The organism is Salmonella sp. SAL-020, assembly GCF_017372215.1.
GTDB classification, from domain to species: Bacteria; Pseudomonadota; Gammaproteobacteria; order Enterobacterales; family Enterobacteriaceae; genus Salmonella; species Salmonella enterica.
In genome coordinates this window covers 2,990,696-3,016,485 of sequence record NZ_CP071690.1, presented here as the reverse complement: position 1 = coordinate 3,016,485, position 25,790 = coordinate 2,990,696, and the positions used below count along the sequence as shown (strand labels likewise).

Below are 25,790 nucleotides of genomic sequence, written 5' to 3'. Positions count from 1 at the left end.
TACTGTTTTTATCATGAATTAAGGGTGCAATCGTATTGCATACAGCATCCAAATAAAAACAACACAACAATATATCCTGCTAGTTTAATCTTATTGCGTACTAACGGCTATAAGAATCGTGCAGGTATGTTTTTGGCATGGAATGCCACATGACTTTATCTGACTGGATGCCTCACGGCGGAAAGCGTGTTCGATAGAGAGTGTCAGGAGGAACGATTGAAACATAAACACGGGTGGGCAAGCGTTGTCTGCTGCTTTGTACTCTTTATTGTGGTGTGTCTTTCATTAACTATGCATGTACAAGGCGCTTTTCGCGCGGCAGGGCATCCTGAGATTGGACTGTTATTTTTTACGTTGCCTGGTGCGGTGGCCAGTTTTTGTTCTCACCGACGCGAGGTGATCCGACCGCTGATCGGGGCGATGCTGGCGGCGCCGTTTTGCCTGGTGTTAATGCGCGTGGTATTTATGCCTACCCGATCGTTTTGGCAAGAACTGGCGTGGTTATTTAGCGCCGTATTCTGGTGTGCGTTAGGCGCGCTCTGTTATTTGTTTATTAGCAGCCTGTTTAGCCACCGGCGAAAAAAACGCCAATAGCGCCCTCCGGTAGAGGGCGTTGCCAGAGCAATCAGGCGAAAAGATTCAGATTTTCTTTTGCCCATGCTTCAAAATCCGTACAGCCGCCGATATGTTTTTGATCGACAAAAATCTGCGGTACGGTTTCTACAGGTTTACCTACGGTTTTTTCCAAATCCGCTTTAGTAATGCCTTCAGCATGGATATCAATATAGCGGTAGTTAAAATCGTCGCGTTCTTTGCTCAGTTTTTCCGCCAACTCTTTTGCACGCACGCAATAAGGGCACCCTGGGCGGCCAAAAATAACAGTAAACATATCTCTCCTCGAACATAAAGCCAGACGGCGAACAGGTGTTATCATGCCGCGATTTACGGCAGATGAAAAGCAGGTTACGCCTGTTCCTTTGATAACCCAGGGCTATATCTGTTAAGCACGCCGGACCAGAACGTTCTACACTGTGCGTCAGTTAACCGGGAGGCTTGATATGCGCACGATTGGCGTGTTACCCAAAAGCGTACTGATACTGGAATGCCTCGGTATGATTTTGCTGGCGCTTGCTCTGCTATCGCTTAATCATTACCTTACGCTGCCCGCGCCGTTCAATACGCCGCTGGCTGGCGTATTGATGGTTTTCCTCGGCGTCGTGTTGATCCTCCCCGCCGCGGTGGCGATGATGTGGCGTATTGCGCAGTTACTGGCGCCGCAGTTGATGAAACGTCCACCCGACATTTCTTCCCGTTCAGATAGAGAAAAGCATAATGAGTCCGACCATTGAACTTCTTTGTGGCCATCGTTCTATTCGCCATTTCACCGATGAACCCGTGACTGACGCGCAGCGAGAGGCCATTATTGCCGCCGCGCGCAGCACGTCCAGTTCCAGTTTTTTACAGTGCAGCTCTATTATCCGTATTACCGATCGGGCGCTGCGTGAGGCGTTAGTGCCCCTGACGGGCGGGCAAAAGCATGTGGCGCAGGCCGCTGAGTTCTGGGTATTTTGCGCCGATTTTAATCGTCATTTGCAGATCTGTCCTGACGCGCAGCTGGGGCTTGCCGAACAACTGTTGCTCGGTGTCGTCGATACGGCGATGATGGGGCAAAACGCGCTGACGGCGGCGGAATCACTGGGGTTAGGCGGCGTGTATATCGGCGGCATCCGTAACAATATTGAGTCTGTTACCGAACTATTAAAATTGCCGAAGCATGTATTGCCGCTCTTTGGCCTGTGTTTGGGATGGCCTGCGGATAATCCGGATCTGAAACCGCGCCTGCCTGCCGAGCTTGTGGTTCATGAGAACTAGTATCAACCGCTTGATGAAAAGCTGCTGGCGCGCTATGACGAGCAGTTGGCTGAGTATTATCTGACCCGCGGCAGTAATACGCGACGCGATACCTGGAGCGATCATATCCGTCGCACCCTGATTAAAGAAAATCGCCCATTTATCCTTGAATATTTGCATAAACAGGGCTGGGCGACGCGCTAAAACCTGCGGGCCAGTGTATGATACGCGGGCTTTTCAGGGTTTTCAGCGAGGTGCAGGGTGAAAATTGCCATATTGTCCAGGGATGGAACGCTCTATTCTTGCAAACGTCTGCGCGAAGCGGCGATGCGGCGCGGCCATCTGGTCGAGATACTCGATCCTCTTTCCTGCTATATGAATATTAATCCGGCAGCGTCGTCGATCCATTACAAGGGGCGTCGTCTGCCCCATTTTGACGCCGTTATTCCCCGTATTGGTTCGGCCATTACCTTTTATGGTACCGCTGCGCTACGTCAGTTTGAGCTATTGGGTAGCTATCCGCTGAATGAATCCGTCGCCATTACCCGCGCGCGCGATAAGCTGCGATCGCTACAACTTCTGGCGCGCCAGGGGATCGATCTTCCCATTACCGGGATCGCCCATTCGCCGGATGATACCAGCGATCTTATTAAGATGGTTGGCGGGGCGCCGCTGGTCGTGAAGCTGGTAGAAGGCACGCAAGGGATCGGCGTGGTATTGGCAGAGACGCGTCAGGCTGCTGAAAGTGTTATTGATGCGTTTCGGGGGCTGAATGCCCATATCCTGGTTCAGGAATACATTGCCGAAGCTAAAGGATGCGATATTCGTTGTCTGGTCGTCGGCAATGAGGTTGTGGCGGCGATTGAGCGGTGCGCGAAAGCCGGTGATTTTCGCTCCAATCTTCATCGCGGCGGGGTGGCCAGCATCGCGACGATCACGCCCCGTGAACGGGATATCGCCATCAAAGCCGCACAGACGCTGGGGCTGGATGTGGCGGGCGTCGATATTTTACGCGCCGCGCGCGGGCCGCTGGTGATGGAGGTGAATGCCTCGCCGGGACTGGAAGGTATCGAAAAGACTACGGGCGTGGATATCGCGGGGCGAATGATTCAGTGGATAGAACGTCACGCTACGCCTGAATTTTGCCTTAAAATCGGCGGCTAATCGCAATCATGGATTCCGCCGTAGTACGAAGCACGCTTTTTGCGTAAGCTGTGCCGGTAATTTTTTCATCGTCATCGTAAGAGGTAGCACATTATTATGATATCACTGGTCGTTCCCACTCTGGATACGTTGCGTCAATGGCTCGACGACCTGGGCATGAATTTCTTCGAATGTGATACCTGCCAGGCGCTGCATTTGCCGCATATGCAGAATTTTGACGGCGTCTACGATGCTAAAATCGATTTGGTGGACAACACCATTCTTTTTTCCGCGATGGCGGAGGTCAGGCCTTCCGCGTTGCTGCCGCTGGCGGCCGATCTCTCTGCTATCAACGCCAGTTCGTTGACGGTAAAAGCCTTTCTCGATATGCAGGATGATAATCTACCAAAACTGGTTGTGTGCCAGTCTTTATCCGTTATGCAAGGCGTCACCTACGAACAGTTCGAATGGTTTGTTCGCCAAAGTGAAGAGCAGATTTCTATGGTGATCCTTGAGGCCGGGGCGCATCAGCTTCTGTTTAACGCGGAAGAAGACGCGCAAAAAACCAGCGCAGTTGACCATTTTCTTCACTAATCCCTTCCGATAATCAGGCAGTCGCTGCCAGCGCGGCTGCTGTTTACGTTTTTTTATGCTGCTATTAACCTTTATTTAAAGAATTATTCACCTCCTTTCTGACCATTTCGCTTTATCACATAGACAAAACCTGCATAAAAAATTGATAAAAGGCGTTTTTTAATCTGGGCTATAGCCTCAAACCTTAGCTAAAGTTATTCTTGCGAAGCTTCTATAGCGAGCTTGATGGCAGGGAGGGCGACCTCTCTTCTTCATTTGTATCAAATGAAAAGGTATGCACATTTCAGGCATGTTTTAAACCACGCCTAATGGGTTCATTTGTTAACGGATTTCAGAAGGAAAGCGATGATGACCGCCTTAAAGAAAAAATGGCTATCGGGTCTGGTTGCGGGTGCTCTGATGGTCGTCTCTGTCGGCACGCTCGCTGCCGAACAAAAAACGCTGCACATTTATAACTGGTCAGATTATATCGCGCCGGACACGGTGGCGAACTTTGAAAAAGAGACCGGGATTAACGTTATCTATGATGTCTTTGACTCTAACGAAGTGCTGGAAGGCAAGTTAATGGCAGGCAGCACCGGGTTCGATCTGGTGGTGCCATCGGCCAGTTTTCTTGAGCGCCAGCTCACCGCGGGCGTTTTTCAGCCGCTGGATAAAAGCAAACTTCCCGGCTGGAAAAACCTCGATCCTGAACTGCTGAAACTGGTAGCGAAGCACGATCCTGACAACAAATACGCCATGCCCTACATGTGGGCCACGACGGGCATTGGCTATAACGTTGATAAAGTGAAAGCGGTGCTGGGGGATGATGCGCCAGTGAATAGCTGGGATTTAGTCCTCAAGCCGGAAAATCTGGAGAAGCTAAAAAGCTGCGGCGTCTCTTTCCTTGATGCGCCTGAAGAAATTTTTGCCACTGTGCTGAACTATCTGGGTAAAGATCCGAATAGCAGCAAAGCGGATGACTACACCGGCCCGGCAACCGATCTGTTGTTGAAGCTACGGCCAAACATTCGCTATTTTCACTCCTCGCAATACATTAACGATCTGGCTAATGGCGATACCTGTGTGGCCATCGGCTGGGCGGGCGATGTCTGGCAGGCCGCTAACCGGGCGAAAGAGGCGAAAAATGGCGTCAATATCTCTTTCTCGATCCCCAAAGAGGGGGCAATGGCGTTTTTTGATGTGTTTGCCATGCCGGCTGACGCCAAAAATAAAGACGAGGCCTACCAGTTCCTTAATTATCTGCTGCGCCCTGATGTGATTGCCCATATTTCCGATCACGTTTTCTACGCCAATGCGAATAAAGAGGCGACGGCGCTGGTCAGCCAGCAGGTGCGCGATAACCCGGGAATTTATCCGCCGGCGGATGTGCGGGCCAAGTTGTTTACCCTGAAAGTGCAGGAGCCGAAGATTGATCGCGTCCGCACCCGCGCATGGACGAAGGTGAAAAGCGGTAAGTAATTGATTAACGGTATGGCCTGATAAGCGTGCGCTATCGGGCATTCCACCGTTTGTATCGTTTGATTGTGTTATGCCGGAGAGCGCCTTGTGAATGATGTCCCCCACCGCCCGCAGGTGAAAACCCGTAAAGCGCTGACGCCGCTTCTGGAAATTCGCAACCTGACGAAGTCATTCGACGGGCAACATGCTGTCGATGATGTCAGTCTGACTATCTATAAAGGCGAGATTTTTGCCCTGCTGGGCGCGTCAGGTTGTGGAAAATCGACTCTGCTACGGATGCTGGCAGGTTTTGAACCGCCGAGCAGCGGGCAAATTATGCTCGACGGCATCGATCTGGCGCATGTTCCGCCGTATCAGCGTCCGATTAATATGATGTTTCAGTCCTATGCGTTGTTTCCGCATATGACGGTAGAGCAGAACATCGCTTTTGGTCTGAAGCAGGACAAACTGCCGAAGGCGGAGATTACCAGCCGCGTCAATGAGATGCTGGGTCTGGTGCACATGCAGGAGTTTGCGAAACGTAAGCCGCATCAGCTTTCCGGCGGTCAGCGTCAGCGCGTGGCCCTGGCGCGCAGCCTGGCGAAACGTCCTAAGCTGCTCTTGTTGGATGAACCGATGGGCGCGCTGGATAAAAAATTACGCGACCGGATGCAGCTTGAAGTGGTGGATATCCTTGAGCGCGTCGGCGTGACCTGCGTCATGGTGACGCACGATCAGGAAGAAGCGATGACGATGGCGGGGCGCATTGCCATCATGAACCGTGGAAAATTTGTGCAAATTGGCGAACCGGAGGAGATTTACGAGCATCCGACGACCCGCTACAGCGCCGAATTTATCGGATCGGTAAATGTTTTTGAGGGCTTACTGAAAGCGCGTGAAGAGGACGGTCTGGTCATTGACGCGCCCGGTTTGGTTCATCCGTTAAAAGTCGATGCAGATGCCTCTGTCGTTGATAATGTGCCGGTATATGTGGCGCTACGTCCGGAAAAAATCATGCTCTGTGAGTCGCCGCCTGCCGATGGCTATAATTTCGCCGTCGGCGAAGTGGCGCATATTGCGTATCTCGGCGATCTGTCTATTTATCATGTGCGGCTAAAAAGCGGGCAGATGATCAGCGCTCAACTGCAGAATGCGCACCGTTACCGGAAAGGGTTACCGACCTGGGGCGATGAAGTGCGTTTGTGCTGGGAAGCGGATAGCTGCGTGGTCCTGACGGTATAAGGGGGAAACATGAGCACACTTGAACCTCCGGCACGCATCAGTAAACCTGGCGGCGCGGCGCTATGGTTGGCGCGAATGCAAATGAAACATGGGCGTAAGCTGGTTATTGCTTTGCCTTATATCTGGCTCATTCTGCTGTTTTTACTGCCGTTTCTTATCGTCTTTAAGATAAGTCTGGCGGAAATGGCGCGGGCGATCCCGCCGTATACCGATCTGCTGGAATGGGCTGACGGTCAGTTGTCGATTACGCTCAATCTCGGTAATTTTTTGCAACTGACCGACGATCCGCTTTATTTCGAAGCCTATCTGCAATCGTTACAAATTGCCGGTATTTCCACAATCTGCTGCCTGCTGCTGGGCTACCCGCTGGCGTGGGCGGTGGCGCACAGCAAGCCCTCCACGCGCAATATCCTGCTGCTGTTGGTGATCCTGCCCTCGTGGACGTCTTTTTTAATACGCGTCTATGCCTGGATGGGCATTTTGAAAAACAACGGTGTGCTGAACAATGTGTTGCTGTGGCTAGGGGTTATCGATCAGCCGCTGACGATCCTGCACACTAACCTGGCCGTCTATATCGGCATTGTTTATGCGTATCTGCCGTTTATGGTTCTGCCCATTTATACCGCATTAACACGTATTGATTATTCGCTGGTGGAAGCGTCGCTGGATCTCGGCGCCCGACCGCTGAAAACATTTTTTAGCATCATTGTCCCGCTCACCAAAGGCGGAATCATCGCCGGCTCGATGCTGGTTTTTATCCCGGCGGTGGGCGAGTTTGTGATCCCGGAACTGCTTGGCGGGCCGGACAGTATCATGATTGGTCGCGTCCTGTGGCAGGAGTTTTTCAATAACCGCGACTGGCCGGTTGCTTCTGCGGTCGCCATTATTATGTTGCTGCTGCTGATAGTACCGATCATGTGGTTCCATAAACATCAGCAAAAAAGTGTGGGGGAGCATGGATGAATAACTTACCGGTTGTTCGCTCGCCCTGGCGCATTCTGATTCTGGTGCTGGGGTTTACTTTTCTCTATGCGCCGATGTTAATGTTGGTGATTTACTCGTTTAACAGTTCGAAGCTGGTGACGGTGTGGGCGGGATGGTCGACGCGCTGGTATGGCGAGCTCTTTCGGGATACCGCCATGATGAGCGCAGTGGGACTAAGCCTGACAATTGCCGCCTGCGCGGCGACGATGGCGGTGGTGCTCGGTACTATCGCCGCGGTGGTGATGGTGCGATTTGGACGATTTCGCGGCGCAAACGGCTTTGCGTTTATGATCACCGCGCCGCTGGTGATGCCGGATGTGATTACCGGGCTGTCGCTGCTGCTGCTGTTTGTCGCGCTTGGTCATGCTATCGGCTGGCCCTCCGATCGCGGGATGCTGACCATCTGGTTGGCGCACGTCACTTTCTGTACCGCCTATGTGGCAGTGGTGATCGCTTCGCGATTACGCGAACTGGATCGTTCGATTGAAGAGGCGGCGATGGATCTTGGCGCGGCGCCGTTGAAGGTCTTTTTCGTCATTACGTTACCGATGATCATGCCAGCGGTGATCTCGGGCTGGCTGTTGGCCTTTACGCTCTCCCTTGACGATCTGGTGATTGCCAGCTTCGTTTCCGGTCCCGGCGCCACCACGCTACCGATGCTGGTTTTCTCCAGCGTGCGCATGGGCGTGAACCCGGAAATCAACGCGCTGGCGACGTTAATCCTCGGCGTGGTAGGAATCGTCGGATTTATTGCCTGGTACCTGATGGCGCGAGCGGAAAAACAGCGGATTCGCGATATCCAGCGTGCAAGACGCGGCTGAAGCCACTAAAATCTTCCACTATGGCAATGCGTTGCCGCGCGGGTCGCGGCATCATTTTCAGGGAAGACATTCATTGGGATTTATAAAGCAATCAACCTCATCACATGCCCGTTTAAATGTGCCTACGCTGGTGCAGGTTGCGGCTATGGCGATTATTTTGATTCGCGGTCTCGATGTGCTGATGATTATGAATACCCTCGGCATACGCGGGATGGGCGAGTTTATTCATCGCAGCGTGCAGACGTGGAGCTTAACCCTGGTCTTTCTGGCCAGTTTAGTGCTGGTCTTTGTTGAAATTTATTGTGCGTTTTCGCTGGTGAAAGGCCGTAGCTGGGCGCGCTGGGTGTACCTGGCGACACAAATTATTGTGAGCGGATATCTGTGGGCGGCGTCGTTAGGCTACGGATATCCGGAGTTGTTTAGCATCGCGGGAGAATCGAAGCGTGATATCCTGCATTCCCTGGTCATGCAAAAACTCCCCGATCTTTTAATTCTGTTTCTGCTGTTTATTCCCGCTCCCAGCCGTCGGTTCTTCCGGCTGCAATAATGTGTATAATCGTCGCCCCGGATAATATGAAGGTTTTTTGGTATGCAGTGCGCACTCTATGACGCGGGTCGCTGCCGTTCCTGTCAATGGATTACGCAGTCGGTTAACGAACAACTTTCCGCAAAAACAGCCGATTTACATCGTTTGCTCGCCGGGCTGCCTGTTGAACAGTGGTGTGCGCCGATTGGCGGCCCGGAACAGCATTTCCGCAACAAAGCGAAAATGGTCGTGAGCGGTAGTGTAGAAAAACCGCTCTTCGGGATGCTGCATCGCGACGGTACGCCGGTCGATCTTTGCGGCTGCCCGCTGTATCCCGCCTCCTTTGCCCCCGTATTCAGCGCGCTAAAACCTTTTATTGCCCGTGCCGGACTCACGCCTTATAACGTGGCGCGAAAACGTGGCGAACTGAAATACCTGTTGCTGACGGAAAGTCAGTTCGATGGCGGCATGATGCTACGCTTCGTGTTGCGTTCAGAAACCAAACTTACGCAACTGCGCGCGGCGTTACCGTGGCTGCGCGCGCAACTGCCGCAGCTCAGAGTGATCACCGCAAATATCCAGCCGGTACATATGGCGATTATGGAAGGGGAGACGGAAATCTACCTGACGGATCAGCAGGCGCTGGCGGAACGTTTTAACGATGTGCCGCTGTGGATTCGCCCGCAAAGTTTCTTTCAGACCAACCCTACGGTCGCCAGCCGATTATATGCGACGGCGCGCGACTGGGTAGGGCAACTGCCGGTACGCCATATGTGGGATCTTTTTTGCGGAGTGGGCGGATTCGGCCTGCACTGCGCGACGCCGCAGATGCAATTAACCGGTATTGAGATCGCGCCGGAGGCGATTGCCTGCGCGAAGCAATCCGCTGCCGAGCTGGGATTGACCCGCCTTCATTTCCAGGCGTTGGATTCCACCCAATTCGCCACCGCACAAGGTGAAACGCCCGACCTGGTGTTGGTGAATCCTCCCCGCCGCGGCATTGGCAAGCCGTTGTGCGATTACCTTGCACAAATGGCGCCGCGTTTTATTATTTATTCAAGCTGTAACGCGCAGACGATGGCGCAGGATATTCGTCATCTGCCGAACTACCGTATTCAACGTGTTCAGCTTTTCGATATGTTCCCGCATACCGCGCATTATGAGGTTTTAGCGTTACTGCGCAGGCTGTAGCGCCAAAAGCCAGACATACAAAATATCTATATTAACTATCTAATTATCCATAAATAATAATAACCATGATCGATCGATAAAAAACTCCGATCGATCGTGGTTATATATTACCCTATTTTTGCAAATCAAATCACAAATAATCACTTTAAATCTTTTAATGACTAATTTTGATTATTACAGTGCGTGTAAGGCAAAATTAGACAAGGTGGTTTATCGGGTAACTTTCAATAGCATCAGCGAAGCAATACGTAACGTCAGTAAAGGGGTCAATCATGACAACGAATAGGCACGCTTATGGAGGGCGTTCAGACGATGTTTGCCAAATTTATAGATGTTATTCAAACGTTTTTAACTGAACCGGCAATATTAATTGGGATATTAGTCGGTGTTGGCTATGCGCTGGATAAAAAGACGCCTATAAAAATTATCACCGGTATGATCAGCGCGATGGTCGGTTTGATGATGGTGTTATTTGGCGGCTTTCAATTTTCAGCCACTTTTAAACCGGTTGCAGAGGCAGTCAGCAAGGCTTATGGCGTGCATGGATACTTAATGGATTCATATGCCATGAAAGCCGCGACGCAAATAGCGCTGGGCGATAATTTCGGCTATGTAGGATACGTTTTTGTACTGGCGTTTTTTACTAACCTGTTATTAGTTTTATTTGGCCGTTATACCGGCGCAAAAGGTATATTTCTTACCGGTAATACCGGGGTCTCTCATTCACAGGCAGTACTGTGGTTAATCGTCTTCTGGCTGGGGTTCGGTTGGGTACAATCCATTGTGATTGCCGGGGTATTGACCGGGGTCTTTTGGGCGTTTTCAACTACGCTTATTGTTAAACCCATCGCCAAAGTGACCAATAACGCCGGTTTTACCATTGCGCATAACCAGATGCTGGGACTGTGGTTTTTCTCGAAATTCGCGCATAAATTCGGCGATCCGGAAAAGCATGACGCCGAAAACCTGAAACTTCCCGGTTGGTTAGCCATTTTTAACCACAACGTGACGGCAATCGCCATTGTGATGACGCTCTTCGTTGGCGGTTTTCTATTGGCGACAGGGATCGATAACGTACAGTTAATGGCGAAAGGAAAACCCTGGTATATTTATATCATCAATCTGGGCCTGCAATTCTCTATGTATATGGTCATCTTGCTGCAGGGCGTGCGGATGATGGTAGGCGAAATTAACGGTTCGTTTAAAGGATGGCAGGATCGCTTTATTCCTAACGCTATACCGGCTGTGGATGTTGCTGCTTTATTACCTTTTTCGCCGAACGCGGCCACGCTGGGATTCGTCTTTTGTACTTTCGGCACGATTTTTTCCATGGGCATCCTGCTGCTCATCCATAGCCCTATTATGGTATTGCCTGGTTTTGTTCCGCTCTTCTTTTCCGGCGGTCCCATCGGCGTATTAGCCAACCGAATGGGGGGATATCGTTCCGTTATTATTTGTACTTTCCTGTTAGGGATTATTCAGACTTTCGGTACGGTATGGGCCATTCCTTTAACCGGGCTGGCAAAAGAAGGCGTGGGCTGGACGGGAATATTTGACTGGGCGACTCTGTGGCCTGCGATTTGTGAATTACTGAAATTTATTGCTTCAACGTTCCATCTTGGTCCTTATTCCATTTAATTGATTCGGTTTATATAAAGGATTTTATTATGAAAGATTCTGTAAATATTTTATTCGTATGCGGTTATGGTGTAGGCAGTAGCGTAATGTTACAGACTGTTGTTAAAAAAGCGTTAGCAAAATATGACTTCTCTTTTGATATGGAGCATACGGCAGCGGGAGAGGTCGGTGGATTTACCGACTGGGCAGATATTTATGCGATTTCGAAAAAATTGCTTGATGTCGTTAGCCTTGACCCTAAACACGGACAATATCTTATTCCCATTGAAAATATCATGGATGGCGAATCAATAGGTAAACAGATTTACGATGTGGTAGAGAAAAATTTTCCGCACCTGCTCAACAAATGAGGGTGAGTCATGAAAGCGATTATTCTGCTGTTTGACAGTCTGAATAAAAACTATTTGCCGCCCTATGGCGATTTGCTAACGAAAGCGCCTAACTTTCAACGCCTGGCGGCACATGCCGCCACCTTTGACAATAGTTATGTCGGCAGTATGCCCTGTATGCCAGCCCGTCGGGAACTGCACACCGGGCGCTATAATTTCCTGCATCGTGAGTGGGGGCCGCTGGAACCCTTTGATGATTCCATGCCGGAATTATTGAAAAAAGCGGGGATCTACACCCATCTTATCAGCGATCATCTGCATTACTGGGAAGACGGCGGCGGTAACTACCATAACCGCTATAGCTCCTGGGACGTAGTACGCGGTCAGGAGGGCGATCACTGGAAGGCAAGTGTTGGCGAGCCGCCCATTCCGGAAGTACTGCGCGTTCCACAAAAACAAACCGGAGGCGGCGTTTCCGGGCTATGGCGTCATGACTGGGCGAACCGCGAATACATCCAGCAGGAAGCCGATTTTCCCCAGACGAAAGTTTTTGACGCCGGGTGCGATTTTATCCATAAAAATCATGCCGAAGATAACTGGTTATTGCAGGTTGAGACGTTTGATCCGCATGAGCCGTTTTATACCACCGAGGAATATTTATCGCTCTATGACGATGAGTGGCAAGGCCCGCATTATGACTGGCCGCGCGGCAAAGTCAGTGAAAGCGAGGAGGCGATAGCGCATATTCGCTGTCGTTATCGGGCCTTGGTTTCCATGTGCGACCGCAATCTGGGACGTATCCTTGATCTGATGGATGAACACGATCTCTGGCGCGATACGATGCTGATTGTCGGTACCGATCACGGCTTCTTGCTGGGGGAGCACGGTTGGTGGGCTAAAAATCAGATGCCCTATTATAACGAGGTGGCGAATAACCCGCTGTTTATCTGGGACCCGCGCAGCGCGGTATGCGGAGCGCGACGGCAGTCGCTGGTGCAGATGATTGACTGGGCGCCAACGCTACTGGATTATTTTCAGCAACCTATTCCCGCAGATATGCAGGGCCAACCGCTGGCGAAAGTCATTGCCAGTGATGAACCCGTCAGGGAAGGCGCGCTGTTTGGCGTGTTTAGCGGACATGTTAATGTTACCGACGGACGCTATGTTTATATGCGGGCCGCGCAGCCGGGGCGTGAGCATGACATTGCGAACTACACGTTAATGCCGATCAAGATGAATGCGCGTTATGACGTGGATGAACTGGGAAAATTATCTCTGGCACCTCCGTTTAACTTTACTAAAGGGCTTCAGGTATTACGTATTCCGGCCAGGGAAAAATATAAAGGTGTGAATAGCTTTGGTCATCTCTTGTTTGATCTCAGAGACGATCCGCAGCAGCAACATCCTATTCATGATGAGGCCATCGAAGCAAGGATGATCAACTTACTTATCCGTTTGATGAAAGAAAATGATGCTCCGGCGGAGCAGTATCGCCGTCTGGGTCTGGATGTTGTCTAAAAACGTAACAATGTTGTAAGCCGGGTGCGCGTTAGCGTCACCCGGCAAGTATTAGTCCGAATCGCCTGTTGATGCAGGCGTTTGAGACTGATGACAAACTGTAGAATGCCCAATGGCGCTACGCTTATCAGGCCAGGATAGTTTCCGATGGCGACCCGTGGGCTGAATAAGGTATTTATACTGCCATTTCGCAATACAGTGGGGTAATAATATACGTCTTACTGCGGGAACCACTGATCGCTGATTTTCTGATAAGTGCCGTCCGCTTTAATGGCGGCCAGCGCATTATTCAGTTTTTCCAGCAACGCCTTATTGTCCGGGCGCACCGCGATGCCAAGTCCGGTACCGAAGTATTGCGGATCGGTCACTTTCTCTGTTGCCGGACCCAGTTGCGGATTCGTTTTCAGCCACTCATTGACCACTGCGGTATCGCCAAAGACACCGTCAATACGGCCATTTTTCAGGTCGATAATCGCATTCTGGTAGCTGTCGTAGGCCACGGTTTTGACCTCCGGATGTTTATCCTGGAGATATTTTTGATGCGTGGTGCCATTTTCCATACCGATACGCTTACCTTTTAGATCGGTAAAGGTCTTATAGGTGTCTTTTTTGGCAATCACCAGCGCAGAGTTCGCATAATAGGGATTGCTAAAGGCGACCTGCTTACTGCGCTCCGGGGTAATGTCCATTCCGGAAATGACGGCATCATATTTTCTGAATTTCAGCGCCGGGATAAGACTATCGAAAGCATGATTGGTAAAAGTACATTCTGCCTGCATTTGCTTGCATAATGCGGTTGCCAGATCGATATCGAAGCCCACAATTTTATTACTCGCATCCAGGGATTCAAACGGGGGATAGGTGGCGGAAACCCCGAAATTGATTTTTTCAGCGGCGATGCTGCCAGTGGCGAAAGAGGCGAGTAATGCAGCCAGAACTAACTTTTTCATGATGTCACTCCCGTAATCTTATGATTATGCGCCGTGTCTGCGGCATAGATTTACAATGCCATCAATTGAATTTGTATGCAATAAAAATGATTAAATATTTTGAAATGGATAAAAAAAGACGGACAAGTTAACCACTTGTCCGTCGGGTTTATTCAATATTATGCATCGTAGGCTTGATAAGCGCAGCGCCATCTGACCATTGTCGAACGGCGGCGAGAATGCCTTATCCTGCCTGGTTAATTGCGCCGCTCAAACGCCAGGGCTTTACGCTCAATCAAACGCATCATCAGCGTCAATAGACCGTTGACGACCAGGTAAATTACGCCTGCCGCGCCAAATACCACCACATCGTAGGTACGACCATAGAGCAACTGACTGTACCCCATGACTTCCATCAAGGTGATGGTATAGGCCAGCGAGGTACTTTTGAAGACCAGTACCACCTCATTAGAATAGGAGGAGAGGGCGCGTTTAAACGCATAGGGCAACAAAATCGCCAGCGTATCTTTCTTACTCATCCCCAGCGCGCCGCAGGACTGCCACTGACCTTCCGGAATCGCGCGAATCGCGCCATAAAATAGCTGCGTGGTATAAGCGGCGCTGTTTAGCGACAACGCGATCAGTGCGCACAGCCACGGTTCAGACAGTAGATGCCAGAGTAGCGGATACTCTTGCAGTGTCGGGAATTGACCGGGTCCGTAGTAGATCAGGAAAATTTGCACCAACAACGGCGTACCGGTAAACAACGTGATATAGCCGCGCACCAGCCACACCACGAACGGCGTTTTTAGCGTCAGGATGATGGTAAAAACTAACGCCAGCACCAAAGCGACGGCAATAGAAGCCACGGTCAGCGTCAGGCTGGTGTGTAGCCCTTTTAGCAGTTCAGGTAAGTACTCAAGCATTAGTCTGGCCTCCGCTCAAAACGTGTTGCGCGCAGGTCTATGCGTTTGAGAATGTACTGACTGATCAGCGTAATGACCAGGTAAATAGCCGCCGCAATAATGTACCAGTTAAACGGTTCCTGGGTGCGTGTGGCAATACTTTTGGTCTGCAACATCAGATCGTTAACGCTGATAAGGCTGACCAGAGCCGTATCTTTTAGCAACACCAGCCACTGATTACCCAGCCCTGGCAGGGCGTGACGCCACATCTGCGGCATCACCAGACGGAAAAAAATCGCCGTCTTTGATAATCCCAGTGCCTGACCCGACTCCCACTGACCAGACGGAACGGCTTTCAGCGCGCCACGTAGCGTCTGCGACGCATAGGCCGCATACAGCAGGGACAACGCAATCACGCCGCACAGGAACGGACTGACGTCAAAGTTCTCAATCTCCATTTGCACCGGGATCTGCGTAAAGCCGAGATGGAGGGTAAACCCGTCAGACAGCGTAAGCAGGAGTTGCGAGGAGCCGAAATAGATAAACAGCACCACCAGAATTTCCGGCAGGCCGCGCAAAATAGTGACCAGCGCGGAGCCTATCCAGGCAATCGGGCGCCATTTTACGGACTCCCAGACGGCAAAGAACATGGCTAACGCGAGGCCAATGATCAGCGCGCAGACGGCAAGGCCGACGGTCATCCCGGCGGCGCTTGCTAAAGGAAAAAATTCGTTCATCAAAGATTACTTCTGGAACCATTTGTTATAGATGGTCTCGTAAGTCCCATCTTTCTTCACTTTTTCCAGCGCAGTATTGAATTTCTGCTGCAGCTCGGTGTTGCCCTGACGTACCGCGATACCCAGGCCGGTGCCGAAATAATCTTTATCGGTGACTTTATCGCCGACCGGCGCCAGCTTAGGATTGGCTTTCAGCCATTCGGTCACGACCGCCGTGTCGCCGAAAACAGCGTCGATACGGCCATTTTGTAGATCCAGCTTCGCGTTCTGATAGCTGTCATACGGTACGGTGGTGATTTCCGGATGCTTATCCATGATGAATTTCTGGTGCGTCGTACCGTTCTGTACGCCGACTTTCTTGCCTTTCAGTTGATCAACGCTGGTGTATTTGCCCTGCTGACCCACGAACAGCGCGGAGTTGTCGTAATATGGCGTGGTAAACAGCACCTGCTTTTCACGTTCCGGCGTGATATCCATTCCCGCCATTACAGCGTTGAAGCGGCGGAATTTCAGGCTGGGGATCAGGCCGTCGAACGCCTGATTGGTAAAGGTACAGGAGGCGTCGATCTCTTTACATAGCGCGTTGGCCAGGTCGACGTCAAAGCCGACAATCTTGTTATTAGCATCCATCGATTCGAACGGCGGATAGGACGCTTCGGTCGCAAAACGAATGGTCTGGGCTGCTGTAGCGGAAAGGCTAAAGCCTGCAATTAGCGCGGCAATCAGAACTTTTTTCATTGTCATTGTCCCGAATCTTAGTGAGAGAGATAGTTTTTGAACGCTTCGGTCTGAGGGTGGGCAAAGCAACCCGCATCACCGTGCTCGACGATGTGACCATTTTCCATATAAATCACACGACTGGCGGTCTTACGCGCCACTTCGACTTCATGCGTAACGATCACCTGAGTAATGTTCGTTTCCGCCAGCTCATGAATAATGCTGACGATTTGAGCGGTAATTTCCGGGTCCAGCGCGGCGGTCGGTTCATCAAACAGCAGCACCTGCGGCTCCATCATCAGCGCGCGGGCAATCGCGACGCGCTGCTGCTGACCGCCGGAAAGGTGCAACGGATAACGATCGCTATATGGCTTCAGACGTAAACGCTCCAGCAGCTTTTCTGCGCGCGCCAGCGCCTGATCTTTTGTCAGACCCAGTACGCGGCAGGGCGCTTCAATCAGATTCTGCACAACGGTGAGATGCGGCCAAAGATTATATTGCTGAAAGACCATTCCGACATTTTGACGTAGCTCACGAATCGCCTTATCGGACGGCGTTTTCGTAAAGTCAAAATGGTTCCCGGCGATAGTCAAAGTGCCGGAGCGCGGCATCTCAAGCAGATTGAGTACACGCAGCAGCGAACTTTTACCCGCCCCGCTTGGGCCAAGCAACACCAGCGTTTCGCCTTCGGGGCAATCCAGCGTGATATCGAACAGCGCCTGATGCGCGCCGTAAAAGCAATTAATGCCGTTTAATTGAATACTCATTGACACTCGTATACAGGCAGTCTGATAGCTATTGAAGCCGCAGATAGTACCTTTCGCAGAATAGTTATGCAATATTTATGCGTTAAAAGTTAAATATATCCCACATTCTTCCCTAAACATAGCACAAAATAGCAGGAGGAATAGTAGGTAAGAAGAATTGTCGGCATCCCGGGCAGAATGCCAGACAATTTACGGGGTTATGGGTGCAAAAGCGGGGGAATACTGTCTGTTAACGGTTTTCTATTGACTGGCGCAGCGTACCGGCAGGGGCATGGACATCTCCGCCCAGATAGCGAACGTCGTCAATCACCCAGCATGAGCCTTCGTGAATCATAAGCACTTCATCCTGCCAGCTTTGATCGCCCTGTTTTAACGCCACCCGCAGAGGAATGTTGCGCGCATCTCGGTTCGGAATGGTTGATGCGCTGGCGACGTTGGCGCTATCCGGCAGCGTAGCGCGGCTGGAGAACAGATCGCCGCTCATCAACTGGCGGTGCTCCGTATCGCGGCTGGCGTCGGTCAACAATTTCGCCAGGTTATCACTCAAGTAGGGGCGAAGCGCGGCGATATCATTGCTGTGGTGTTGAATACGGTAGTCGTAAAATTGTTGAGCCACGCTGTCCGGGCCGCCTTCCACACACGCGCCGATACGCGGGCCATTATCTTTGTAGGCGGGAGTGACGGTCGTACAGGCGCTAAGCAGAAGCGCGCACGGGATGAGCAAAGAGAGTTTAGAATAGCGCATGATGATTTCCTTATAGGCGATCGAGCAAAAACCGATCTACGATAATCAATTATATCCTTTCAATGATAGCGTATCAGCTTGATAATGCGTTTGAGATCGTGTGCTTAGCTAACCCGGGAGATTCACTATGCAGTTTTCAACAACCCCAACGCTGGAAGGACAAAGCATCGTGGAGTATTGCGGTGTGGTAACGGGCGAAGCCATTTTAGGCGCCAATATTTTCCGCGATTTTTTCGCCGGCATTCGGGATATCGTCGGCGGACGTTCCGGCGCGTATGAGAAAGAGCTGCGTAAAGCGCGTGAAATCGCTTTTCAGGAACTTGGCGAGCAGGCTAAAGCGTTGGGTGCCGATGCGGTGGTAGGCATCGATATTGATTACGAAACTGTCGGCAAGGATGGCAGTATGCTAATGGTCAGCGTCAGCGGAACGGCGGTGAAAACGCGCCGATGAAAGCGCTACTGTGGCTGGTGGGTCTCGCGTTGCTGTTAACAGGCTGCGCGAGCGAAAAAGGAATTATCGATAAAGAGGGATATCAGCTTGATACCCGACATCGGGCGCAGGCGGCCTATCCGCGCATTAAAGTCCTGGTGATTCACTATACGGCGGAAAACTTTGACGTTTCGCTGGCGACGTTAACGGGCCGCAACGTCAGTTCGCATTACCTGATTCCCGCAACCCCGCCATTATATGGCGGTAAACCGCGCATCTGGCAACTGGTGCCGGAACAGGATCAGGCCTGGCATGCGGGCGTCAGTTTCTGGCGAGGCGCCACGCGTCTCAATGATACGTCTATTGGCATTGAGCTGGAAAATCGCGGCTGGCGAATGTCCGGCGGGGTGAAATCTTTCGCGCCGTTTGAATCCGCGCAAATTCAGGCATTGATTCCGTTAGCGAAGGACATTATCGCGCGCTATGACATCAAACCGCAGAATGTGGTGGCCCATGCGGATATCGCGCCGCAGCGTAAAGACGATCCCGGCCCGCGCTTCCCGTGGCGCGAGCTGGCGGCGCAGGGGATTGGCGCCTGGCCTGACGCCCAGCGTGTGGCGTTTTATCTGGCTGGACGCGCGCCGTATACGCCAGTCGATACCGCAACGGTGCTTGCGTTACTCTCGCGCTATGGCTATGAAGTCAAAGCCGATATGACGGCGCGCGAGCAGCAGCGGGTGATTATGGCGTTCCAGATGCACTTCCGTCCGGCGCAATGGAACGGTATCGCAGATGCCGAAACGCAGGCGATTGCCGAAGCATTACTGGAGAAGTACGGCCAGGATTAACGCGGTAAATTTCCGTGATCGCGCAGCCAAGCGGCGGTGCGCTCAATGCCTTCGTCCAGCGTGATGATGGGCTGGTAGCCCAGCTCTTCCTGCGCGCGAGTCGTATCGAGCGTAAAATCAAAATTCAGTTTTGACACGCCGTAATGCGTTAGCGGGGGCTCTTTGGCGGATTTTTTGCCGAAGCGCTCCATACTGCGGGCGATCATATCCAGCATCGGGTAAGGCACAGAGCGAATGCGGCAATCGATAGTCAATTCATCAATTAACTTTTGTACGATGCTGCGTAAGGTACGGTTTTCGCCGTTAGTGATGTTATAAGCGCGGCCAGAAGGCAGATGATCGCAGCCCGGCTGGCTGGCCAGCCACATGGCGTGGATCGCATTTTCATAGTAGGTCATATCGACCAGCGCGCTGCCCCCGTGCGGTAATAAGACGCTACCGTAATGGTGCATCATATGCGCCAGACGTGGGATAAATACTTTATCGTGCGGGCCAAACAGGCTTTGTGGACGCAATACCGTAAAACGTGTTTGCGGATTGGCCTGCGCCAACAGATTAATCACCTCTTCGCCGGCGGCTTTACTGCGGGCGAACTCATTGGCAAACCGATGCGGGCGGAAATCTTCTTTGATATCACGGTGATGGTGGTAATCAAAATAGAGCGAGGGAGAGGAGATATGAATAAAATTGCGCACGCCCCAGGCGACCGCCCATTCTCCCAGACGGCGGGTGGCGCGAACATTCGCCAGATCGAAAGCCTGTTGGGTTCCCCAGGGCGAGGTAAAGCTGGAGCAGTGCCACAACGTGTCGATCCCGGCAAGCATCACTTTAGCCTGCGAGGAGACCAGTTCGGTTAAATCCGCATGGACGAATTCCGCGCCCATTTTTTCAAGCAGCTTGCCCATCGCTTCATTGCGACCCGTCGCTCTGACGCTGATGCCTTTATTGCGCAAAAATTCAACCGCGTTTCGACCTAAGCCGCTGGTGGCGCCGGTAACCAGTACCTTCATATCAATCCACTGTGTTTAATAAACCGTCGTGCGCATTCTTCCGTGAATTACGTCGGTATGCAATGGGAAACACGAAAGAATACAGCAACTTTTTCTCATTTTTCTGTGATTTGTTCTGCAAATCGGGCAATACGCCTTGCCATTCCCCGGAAAATAAACAGGTGCGCCGGGATCATCAGTAGCCAGTAAATCAGGCCCGGCATTCCGTGGGGATGCCACCAGGCGCGCACGTCAATTTCGCGGTAGCGACCTTTATCGTGCAGCGTGAAGCTAAGCCGCCCCAGACCCGGCGCTTTCATGCCAAACAAGAGCGTGAGCTGTTTTTCTGGTTCGACAATGATCACTTTCCAGCTATCTACCGTATCGCCAGGCTTGAGCAAGGTATGCGACGGGCGGCCTTTCGCCAGTTTATGCCCCACCAGACGGTCCATCGCGGCGCGCGTCTGCCACAAAATATTGCCGAAAAAATAGCCCTCTTTGCCACCCAGCCGATTTACGACCTGCCATAGCGCCGATAGGCTGGCCGGGGTCTGCGCGGTAAAGCCCGCCTGCTTTGGAAAATAGCCGTATTCGGGACGCCAGCGGGCGAAGGCCAGCGCGTCGTAGCCCCAGTCGCTGGAGTTCACCAGTTTTTCTTCTTCTTTTAGCGTGCGGCGAACGGCGTCATCAAAGGTGATAAGCGTTTGGGGGATCAACTTTTTTAACGCGGCGTCATCGGCCAGCAAATCGTGCCTTAACCCCTGGATTAAGGCTTTTGCGGTAGTCGGCGGCACGGAGGTAATGACGTTTAAAAACCAGACCGAAATCCAGCGGGTCGGAAAAGGCACCGGGATCAGCGGACGCCGTTTACCGCTGACGGCCATAAAACGTTCAAACTGCTGCTGATAGCTTAATACCTGCGGCCCGGCGGCTTCCAGAATACGATGCTCGTGCGCAGGGTGGTCCAGCAAGCCGACCAGGTAGTAGAGTAAATTTTCCAGAGCGATGGGCGTGGTGCGCGAACGCACCCAGCGCGGCGGCGTGAGTATTGGCAGGTTGTAAACCATGTCACGCATGACTTCGAAGGCGGCGGAGCCTGCGCCGACGATGATCCCGGCGCGTAATTCCGTCACCGGCACGCCTGCGTCGCGCAGCGTGTCAGCCGTAAGCTGGCGGGCGCGCAGGTGATCGGATTGCTCATGCTCTGGCGCCTGCAATGAACTGAGGAAAATAAGTTGTTTAACCGGCGTCTGGCGCAGCGCGTCTCGCACGTTGAGCGCCGCCTGACGCTCATGGGCGATAAAATCGCCGCCTTCGCCCATGCCGTGTACCAGATAGTAAACGGTATCAATGTCGCGAAGCAGCGCGGGTAAATTTTCCGGCCAGTGCAGATCGACCTTATGACAACTGACGTTGGCGAGGCGCTGTTTTTCCAGACGTTCGACGCGCCGCGCCGCCGCCCGCACCTGATGTCCTTGCTGACTTAGCGCAAAGACCAGGTGCTGGCCGATATAGCCGCTGGCGCCGAGAACCAGAATGCGTTGCGCCACGTTGCTCTCCTTAGCGGGCTAAAAAGGCGCGCCAGTGGGCGACGACGTCGGCAAGCTGTTCGCGAGAAACATCCAGATGCGTCACCAGACGCACACTCGGCGCGGCGTTAATCAGGATATTCCGTTCCCGCAAATAGTCGCCAAGCGCGGCGGCCTGTGCTTCGCCAACGCGAACAAACAGCATATTCGTTTCGTGGCGCATGACCTCCGCGCCCGCTTCGCGAAGCTGCTGCGCCAGCCAGGCGGCGTTATCATGGTCCTCTTGCAGACGCGCCACGTTATGCTTCAGCGCATACAGTCCGGCCGCTGCCAGAATCCCGGCCTGACGCATTCCGCCGCCGACCATTTTACGCCAGCGCGTCGCGCGTTTAATGTAATCGCGGTTGCCGACCAGCAGCGAACCGACCGGCGTTCCGAGACCTTTTGACAGGCAGATGGTAAAAGAGTCGCAATACTGCGTAATCTCTTTTAACTCACAACCGTAGGCAACCACCGCGTTAAAAATTCGGGCGCCGTCAACGTGCAGCGCCAGTCCACGTTCGCGGGTAAATGTCCAGGCGTCTTTCAGATACGCGCGCGGCAGCACTTTCCCGTTATGCGTATTTTCCAGACTGAGCAAGCGCGTGCGCGCGAAGTGGATGTCATCCGCTTTAATCTTCGCCGCCACGTTCTCCAGCGGCAGCGTACCGTCCGCGGCGGCGTCGATGGGCTGCGGCTGAATGCTGCCGAGCACCGCCGCGCCGCCAGCTTCATAAAGATAATTATGCGCGCCCTGACCGACGATATACTCTTCGCCGCGTTCACAATGGCTAAGCAGCGCGACCAGATTGGCCTGGGTGCCGGTGGGTAAAAAAAGCGCCGCTTCTTTACCGGAAAGGTCGGCGGCGTAGCGCTGAAGGGCGTTAACAGTAGGGTCATCGCCGTATACGTCGTCCCCGACCGGGGCGGTCATCATCGCCTCGAGCATGGCGCGGCCCGGTCGGGTAACGGTATCACTGCGTAAATCAATCATGGCACATCCCTGGATTTTAAAAGGTGATGTGCACTGTTTTACCTTAGCCAGTTCGTTTTCGCCAGTTCGATCACTTCATCGCCGCGGCCGCTAATAATGGCGCGCAGCATGTACAGGCTAAATCCTTTAGCTTGTTCCAGTTTGATCTGCGGCGGGATCGCCAGTTCTTCTTTTGCCACGACCACGTCAACCAGTACCGGGCCGTCAATGGAAAACGCGCGCTGTAGCGCTCCGTCCACGTCTGCGGCTTTTTCCACGCGAATACCGGTAATGCCGCAGGCTTCGGCGATACGCGCGAAATTGGTGTCGTGCAGTTCGGTACCGTCGGTAAGGTAGCCGCCAGCTTTCATTTCCATCGCCACAAAGCCCAGCACGCTGTTATTAAAGACGACGATTTTTATCGGCAGCTTCATCTGTACCACCGAGAGAAAATCGCCCATCAGCATACTGAAGCCGCCATCACCGCACATCGCGATAACCTGACGACCCGGCGCGGTAGCCTGAGCGCCGAGCGCCTGCGGCATAGCGTTGGCCATTGACCCGTGGTTAAACGAGCCCAGCAGGCGGCGCTTGCCGTTCATTTTTAGATAGCGGGCCGCCCAGACGGTCGGCGTGCCGACATCGCAGGTAAAAATAGCGTCGTCAGCGGCGAAATGACTAATTTGTTGCGCCAGATATTGTGGGTGGATGGCTTTATCGCTGAGTTTGGCTAAGTCATCAAGCCCTTTACGGGCGTCCCGATAGTGCTCCAGAGCTTTATCGAGGAATTTACGATTGCTTTTTTCTTCCACCAGCGGCAGCAGGGCGCGAAGCGTGGCTTTAATATCGCCCACCAGCGCCATGTCGACTTTGCTGTGCGCGCCAATACTGCCCGGGTTGATGTCAATCTGAATGATTTTGGCATCGCTCGGATAAAAGGCGCGGTAGGGGAACTGGGTGCCGAGCAGGATCAGCGTATCGGCGTTCATCATGGTGTGGAAGCCAGAAGAGAAGCCAATCAGGCCGGTCATTCCCACATCATAAGGGTTATCGTACTCAACGTGCTCTTTGCCGCGCAGGGCATGAACGATTGGCGCTTTTAGTTTTGCCGCCAACGCGACCAACTCCTCATGCGCGCCCGCGCAGCCGCTACCGCACATTAATGCGATATTGCTGGAGTAGCGCAGCAGTTGCGCCAGTTTTTTCAGCTCTTCCTCCGCCGGCGTAACGACGGGGTGCGGGGCATGGTACCAATGGGTGACGGCGTTTTCAGGCGCGGGTTTCAGCGCCACGTCACCCGGAAGTACGACCACGGAGACGCCGCGATTTAGCACCGCTTTGCGCATGGCGATGGCGAGTACCTGCGGGATCTGCTCCGGGCTGGAAACCAACTCGCAATAGTGGCTGCATTCACGGAACAACTCCTGCGGGTGGGTCTCCTGGAAATAACCGCTGCCGATTTCACTGGACGGAATATGGGCGGCGATCGCCAGAACAGGGACGTGGTTACGGTGGCAATCAAACAGGCCATTGATCAGGTGCAGGTTGCCCGGTCCGCATGAACCGGCGCACACTGCCAGCTCGCCGGTAAGCTGCGCTTGTGCGCCGGCAGCGAAAGCGGCGACCTCTTCGTGGCGGGTTGGCATCCATTCAATGGTTCCCATACGATTAAGACTATCGCTCAGGCCGTTCAGGGAGTCGCCAGTGACGCCCCAGATTTGTTTTACGCCAGCCTGTTCCAGCGTTTTGGCAATAAAAGCGGCAACGGTTTGTTTCATGGTTCTCCATCTCCTTAAATGTGATAACGGTTACAAGTTTAGTTGAAGATGACGATGACGTTTTTCTTTGGCGAAGAGAGGGGCGAAAGGATGAAGCGAGCGGCAAATCGCCCGGTAGCGCTGACGCTTACCGGGCCTATGATGGAACGTTTACCGATTATGCGAGAACAAGATCGCTCTGCGGATGGCAGGAGCAGGCCAGTACGTAACCTTCGGCAATCTCCGCCTCGCTCAGCGTCATGGTGCTGCTCACCGTATAGTCGCCGGAAACGACTTTGGTTTTACAGCAGCCGCAAACACCTGCCCGACAGGCAGCGGCAACCGGTACTTTATTACTCTCCAGCGCCTCCAGCAGCGTCGTACCGATCGGGGCATAAAATTCCTGCGCTGGCTGTAGTTTGGTGAATTTCAGGCCGCTGGTTGCCGTTTCCGCCACCGGCGTGAAGAACTTCTCTTTAAAGAAGCGCGTTACGCCAAGCGCTTTCACTCCCTGTTCGACGAAATCCATATAGGGCGCCGGGCCGCAGGTCATGATGGTGCGCGATGCCAAATCCGGTACGCGCTGTAATAATTCCGTGGTCAGACGGCCCGCGACAAAACCTTCCGTGGCATGATTTTCCGCCACTAGCGTGACCGGATACTGTCGCCACTCGTCGGCAAAAATCACATCATCCGGCGAACGGACGTTAAAGATGACCTGCACATCGGCCTGTGGGCGGTATTTTGCCAGCCAGCGACGCATCGACATGATTGGCGTTACGCCACAACCGGCGGCGAGCAGCAGAAACTTATCTTCTGTTTTATCGTCACAGGTAAAATCGCCCATTGCATCAGACAGCCAGATGTAATCGCCGCGCTTGATGTCATGGGTCAACCACTGTGAACCCGTGCCATCGTCAATCCGACGAACGGTCAGCGTGATATATTCACTGACGCCCGGCGTAGACGAAAGGGTGTAGGCGCGCAGCGTTTCCGCTGAATTACGCACGCTCACCAGCGCATACTGCCCGGCGCGGTAAGGGTAGTAATCATGGCATAATAGCGCAATTGTCCATACATCCGGCGTCTCCTGACGGATGTGATGCACCTGCATTCGCCAGGGACACTGTGAGGTTGGCATCGTCATC

Annotated in this window: 27 protein-coding genes and 1 pseudogene; 16 read left to right on the top strand and 12 right to left on the bottom strand. The window is 52.8% G+C overall.

Annotation, left to right across the window (positions count from 1 at the left end; all coding sequences use genetic code 11):
- Positions 1 to 216: 216 nt before the first annotated feature.
- Positions 217 to 594, top strand: coding sequence for an inner membrane protein YbjM (locus J1G48_RS14800; protein WP_000680849.1), 378 nt, complete (start codon positions 217 to 219; stop codon positions 592 to 594).
- 31 nt (positions 595 to 625) lie between these two features.
- Here the strand turns inward: J1G48_RS14800 and J1G48_RS14795 are convergent, their stop codons facing one another.
- The gene (locus J1G48_RS14795) at positions 626 to 889 is read right to left on the bottom strand and encodes a GrxA family glutaredoxin (RefSeq protein ID WP_000495513.1); all 264 of its coding nucleotides are present in this window, start codon (positions 887 to 889) and stop codon (positions 626 to 628) included.
- A 169-nt stretch (positions 890 to 1,058) separates the two neighbouring features.
- Here J1G48_RS14795 and J1G48_RS14790 point away from each other — a divergent pair, with 169 nt between their 5' ends.
- The 13 genes and pseudogenes from J1G48_RS14790 to J1G48_RS14730 all read left to right on the top strand — a co-directional run bounded on the left by J1G48_RS14790 (position 1,059) and on the right by J1G48_RS14730 (position 13,277).
- A complete protein-coding gene (locus J1G48_RS14790) occupies positions 1,059 to 1,349 on the top strand; it encodes a YbjC family protein (RefSeq protein ID WP_001259131.1) in 291 nt (96 codons plus the stop codon).
- A pseudogene (gene nfsA / locus J1G48_RS14785) lies at positions 1,333 to 2,055 on the top strand (nitroreductase NfsA). The gene J1G48_RS14790 and the pseudogene nfsA overlap by 17 nt, the downstream one beginning before the upstream one ends.
- 57 nt (positions 2,056 to 2,112) lie before the next feature.
- Positions 2,113 to 3,015: a 30S ribosomal protein S6--L-glutamate ligase gene (rimK, locus tag J1G48_RS14780; RefSeq protein ID WP_000684361.1), complete on the top strand. Its 903-nt coding sequence runs from the start codon at positions 2,113 to 2,115 to the stop codon at positions 3,013 to 3,015.
- A 96-nt stretch (positions 3,016 to 3,111) separates the two neighbouring features.
- The gene (locus tag J1G48_RS14775; protein WP_000624810.1) at positions 3,112 to 3,588 is read left to right on the top strand and encodes a YbjN domain-containing protein; all 477 of its coding nucleotides are present in this window, start codon (positions 3,112 to 3,114) and stop codon (positions 3,586 to 3,588) included.
- A 348-nt stretch (positions 3,589 to 3,936) separates the two neighbouring features.
- Entirely contained in the window at positions 3,937 to 5,049 is a 1,113-nt protein-coding gene (gene potF, locus J1G48_RS14770) for a spermidine/putrescine ABC transporter substrate-binding protein PotF (protein ID WP_000125769.1), read from the top strand.
- Between the two features lie 87 nt (positions 5,050 to 5,136).
- Complete coding sequence (gene potG / locus J1G48_RS14765; RefSeq protein WP_001000694.1) at positions 5,137 to 6,270, top strand: putrescine ABC transporter ATP-binding subunit PotG; 1,134 nt, start codon at positions 5,137 to 5,139, stop codon at positions 6,268 to 6,270.
- 9 nt (positions 6,271 to 6,279) lie between these two features.
- The gene (potH, locus tag J1G48_RS14760) at positions 6,280 to 7,233 is read left to right on the top strand and encodes a putrescine ABC transporter permease PotH (RefSeq protein WP_000105453.1); all 954 of its coding nucleotides are present in this window, start codon (positions 6,280 to 6,282) and stop codon (positions 7,231 to 7,233) included.
- Positions 7,230 to 8,075: a putrescine ABC transporter permease PotI gene (gene potI, locus J1G48_RS14755; protein ID WP_001061629.1), complete on the top strand. Its 846-nt coding sequence runs from the start codon at positions 7,230 to 7,232 to the stop codon at positions 8,073 to 8,075. The genes potH and potI overlap by 4 nt, the downstream gene beginning before the upstream one ends.
- Positions 8,076 to 8,148: 73 nt before the next feature.
- The gene (locus tag J1G48_RS14750; RefSeq protein ID WP_000505788.1) at positions 8,149 to 8,622 is read left to right on the top strand and encodes a YbjO family protein; all 474 of its coding nucleotides are present in this window, start codon (positions 8,149 to 8,151) and stop codon (positions 8,620 to 8,622) included.
- Between the two features lie 42 nt (positions 8,623 to 8,664).
- Positions 8,665 to 9,792, top strand: coding sequence for a 23S rRNA (uracil(747)-C(5))-methyltransferase RlmC (gene rlmC, locus J1G48_RS14745; protein WP_001149775.1), 1,128 nt, complete (start codon positions 8,665 to 8,667; stop codon positions 9,790 to 9,792).
- Positions 9,793 to 10,086: 294 nt separating this feature from the next.
- Positions 10,087 to 11,430 (top strand): PTS sugar transporter subunit IIC, encoded by a 1,344-nt coding sequence (locus J1G48_RS14740; protein WP_000399323.1) that lies wholly within the window; start codon positions 10,087 to 10,089, stop codon positions 11,428 to 11,430.
- A gap of 29 nt (positions 11,431 to 11,459) precedes the next feature.
- Positions 11,460 to 11,780 carry a PTS sugar transporter subunit IIB gene (locus J1G48_RS14735; RefSeq protein WP_000655399.1) on the top strand — a complete coding sequence of 107 codons (321 nt, stop codon included), beginning with the start codon at positions 11,460 to 11,462 and terminating at the stop codon, positions 11,778 to 11,780.
- A gap of 9 nt (positions 11,781 to 11,789) precedes the next feature.
- Complete coding sequence (locus tag J1G48_RS14730; protein WP_000644020.1) at positions 11,790 to 13,277, top strand: sulfatase; 1,488 nt, start codon at positions 11,790 to 11,792, stop codon at positions 13,275 to 13,277.
- A 218-nt stretch (positions 13,278 to 13,495) separates the two neighbouring features.
- Here the strand turns inward: J1G48_RS14730 and artJ are convergent, their stop codons facing one another.
- The 6 genes from artJ to J1G48_RS14700 all read right to left on the bottom strand — a co-directional run bounded on the left by artJ (position 13,496) and on the right by J1G48_RS14700 (position 18,077).
- A complete protein-coding gene (gene artJ, locus J1G48_RS14725; protein WP_000737538.1) occupies positions 13,496 to 14,227 on the bottom strand; it encodes an arginine ABC transporter substrate-binding protein ArtJ in 732 nt (243 codons plus the stop codon).
- Between the two features lie 236 nt (positions 14,228 to 14,463).
- On the bottom strand, positions 14,464 to 15,132 hold the full coding sequence (artM, locus tag J1G48_RS14720; protein ID WP_000895396.1) for an arginine ABC transporter permease ArtM: 669 nt from the start codon (positions 15,130 to 15,132) through the stop codon (positions 14,464 to 14,466).
- Positions 15,132 to 15,848, bottom strand: coding sequence for an arginine ABC transporter permease ArtQ (gene artQ, locus J1G48_RS14715; protein ID WP_001001677.1), 717 nt, complete (start codon positions 15,846 to 15,848; stop codon positions 15,132 to 15,134). Before artQ ends, artM begins: the two co-directional genes overlap by 1 nt.
- A 6-nt stretch (positions 15,849 to 15,854) precedes the next feature.
- Positions 15,855 to 16,586, bottom strand: a complete 732-nt coding sequence (gene artI, locus J1G48_RS14710; RefSeq protein WP_000756583.1) for an arginine ABC transporter substrate-binding protein ArtI — start codon at positions 16,584 to 16,586, stop codon at positions 15,855 to 15,857.
- Positions 16,587 to 16,603: 17 nt separating this feature from the next.
- Entirely contained in the window at positions 16,604 to 17,332 is a 729-nt protein-coding gene (gene artP / locus J1G48_RS14705; RefSeq protein WP_000027186.1) for an arginine ABC transporter ATP-binding protein ArtP, read from the bottom strand.
- Positions 17,333 to 17,561: 229 nt separating this feature from the next.
- A complete protein-coding gene (locus tag J1G48_RS14700) occupies positions 17,562 to 18,077 on the bottom strand; it encodes a lipoprotein (RefSeq protein ID WP_001270724.1) in 516 nt (171 codons plus the stop codon).
- Positions 18,078 to 18,204: 127 nt separating this feature from the next.
- On the opposite strand from J1G48_RS14700, the gene J1G48_RS14695 reads away from it, so the two are divergent.
- Both J1G48_RS14695 and J1G48_RS14690 read left to right on the top strand, forming a co-directional pair.
- Complete coding sequence (locus tag J1G48_RS14695) at positions 18,205 to 18,528, top strand: heavy metal-binding domain-containing protein (protein ID WP_001160725.1); 324 nt, start codon at positions 18,205 to 18,207, stop codon at positions 18,526 to 18,528.
- Positions 18,525 to 19,355 carry an N-acetylmuramoyl-L-alanine amidase gene (locus J1G48_RS14690; protein ID WP_000645850.1) on the top strand — a complete coding sequence of 277 codons (831 nt, stop codon included), beginning with the start codon at positions 18,525 to 18,527 and terminating at the stop codon, positions 19,353 to 19,355. The genes J1G48_RS14695 and J1G48_RS14690 overlap by 4 nt, the downstream gene beginning before the upstream one ends.
- On the opposite strand, the gene J1G48_RS14685 is transcribed toward J1G48_RS14690, so the two are convergent.
- The 5 genes from J1G48_RS14685 to hcr form a co-directional block, all read right to left on the bottom strand.
- A complete protein-coding gene (locus tag J1G48_RS14685; protein WP_000866905.1) occupies positions 19,352 to 20,365 on the bottom strand; it encodes an NAD(P)-dependent oxidoreductase in 1,014 nt (337 codons plus the stop codon). The genes J1G48_RS14690 and J1G48_RS14685 overlap by 4 nt on opposite strands.
- Positions 20,366 to 20,460: 95 nt before the next feature.
- Positions 20,461 to 21,894 carry an SDR family oxidoreductase gene (locus J1G48_RS14680; RefSeq protein WP_000079010.1) on the bottom strand — a complete coding sequence of 478 codons (1,434 nt, stop codon included), beginning with the start codon at positions 21,892 to 21,894 and terminating at the stop codon, positions 20,461 to 20,463.
- Between the two features lie 10 nt (positions 21,895 to 21,904).
- Positions 21,905 to 22,906 (bottom strand): low-specificity L-threonine aldolase, encoded by a 1,002-nt coding sequence (gene ltaE / locus J1G48_RS14675; protein WP_000566348.1) that lies wholly within the window; start codon positions 22,904 to 22,906, stop codon positions 21,905 to 21,907.
- A gap of 38 nt (positions 22,907 to 22,944) precedes the next feature.
- Positions 22,945 to 24,663, bottom strand: coding sequence for a ubiquinone-dependent pyruvate dehydrogenase (gene poxB / locus J1G48_RS14670; protein WP_000815309.1), 1,719 nt, complete (start codon positions 24,661 to 24,663; stop codon positions 22,945 to 22,947).
- 157 nt (positions 24,664 to 24,820) lie between these two features.
- Complete coding sequence (gene hcr, locus J1G48_RS14665; RefSeq protein WP_001676981.1) at positions 24,821 to 25,789, bottom strand: NADH oxidoreductase; 969 nt, start codon at positions 25,787 to 25,789, stop codon at positions 24,821 to 24,823.
- Between the last annotated feature and the right edge of the window lies 1 nt (position 25,790).

Coding starts and splice junctions, on each gene's coding strand:
- J1G48_RS14795 (WP_000495513.1), bottom strand. CDS start 889: ATGTTTACTGTTATTTTTGGCCGCCCAGGGTGCCCTTATTGCGTGCGT.
- J1G48_RS14790 (WP_001259131.1), top strand. CDS start 1,059: ATGCGCACGATTGGCGTGTTACCCAAAAGCGTACTGATACTGGAATGC.
- J1G48_RS14775 (WP_000624810.1), top strand. CDS start 3,112: ATGATATCACTGGTCGTTCCCACTCTGGATACGTTGCGTCAATGGCTC.
- potF (WP_000125769.1), top strand. CDS start 3,937: ATGACCGCCTTAAAGAAAAAATGGCTATCGGGTCTGGTTGCGGGTGCT.
- potH (WP_000105453.1), top strand. CDS start 6,280: ATGAGCACACTTGAACCTCCGGCACGCATCAGTAAACCTGGCGGCGCG.
- potI (WP_001061629.1), top strand. CDS start 7,230: ATGAATAACTTACCGGTTGTTCGCTCGCCCTGGCGCATTCTGATTCTG.
- rlmC (WP_001149775.1), top strand. CDS start 8,665: ATGCAGTGCGCACTCTATGACGCGGGTCGCTGCCGTTCCTGTCAATGG.
- J1G48_RS14740 (WP_000399323.1), top strand. CDS start 10,087: ATGGAGGGCGTTCAGACGATGTTTGCCAAATTTATAGATGTTATTCAA.
- J1G48_RS14735 (WP_000655399.1), top strand. CDS start 11,460: ATGAAAGATTCTGTAAATATTTTATTCGTATGCGGTTATGGTGTAGGC.
- J1G48_RS14730 (WP_000644020.1), top strand. CDS start 11,790: ATGAAAGCGATTATTCTGCTGTTTGACAGTCTGAATAAAAACTATTTG.
- artJ (WP_000737538.1), bottom strand. CDS start 14,227: ATGAAAAAGTTAGTTCTGGCTGCATTACTCGCCTCTTTCGCCACTGGC.
- artM (WP_000895396.1), bottom strand. CDS start 15,132: ATGCTTGAGTACTTACCTGAACTGCTAAAAGGGCTACACACCAGCCTG.
- artQ (WP_001001677.1), bottom strand. CDS start 15,848: ATGAACGAATTTTTTCCTTTAGCAAGCGCCGCCGGGATGACCGTCGGC.
- artI (WP_000756583.1), bottom strand. CDS start 16,586: ATGAAAAAAGTTCTGATTGCCGCGCTAATTGCAGGCTTTAGCCTTTCC.
- artP (WP_000027186.1), bottom strand. CDS start 17,332: ATGAGTATTCAATTAAACGGCATTAATTGCTTTTACGGCGCGCATCAG.
- J1G48_RS14700 (WP_001270724.1), bottom strand. CDS start 18,077: ATGCGCTATTCTAAACTCTCTTTGCTCATCCCGTGCGCGCTTCTGCTT.
- J1G48_RS14695 (WP_001160725.1), top strand. CDS start 18,205: ATGCAGTTTTCAACAACCCCAACGCTGGAAGGACAAAGCATCGTGGAG.
- J1G48_RS14690 (WP_000645850.1), top strand. CDS start 18,525: ATGAAAGCGCTACTGTGGCTGGTGGGTCTCGCGTTGCTGTTAACAGGC.
- J1G48_RS14685 (WP_000866905.1), bottom strand. CDS start 20,365: ATGAAGGTACTGGTTACCGGCGCCACCAGCGGCTTAGGTCGAAACGCG.
- ltaE (WP_000566348.1), bottom strand. CDS start 22,906: ATGATTGATTTACGCAGTGATACCGTTACCCGACCGGGCCGCGCCATG.
- poxB (WP_000815309.1), bottom strand. CDS start 24,663: ATGAAACAAACCGTTGCCGCTTTTATTGCCAAAACGCTGGAACAGGCT.
- hcr (WP_001676981.1), bottom strand. CDS start 25,789: ATGACGATGCCAACCTCACAGTGTCCCTGGCGAATGCAGGTGCATCAC.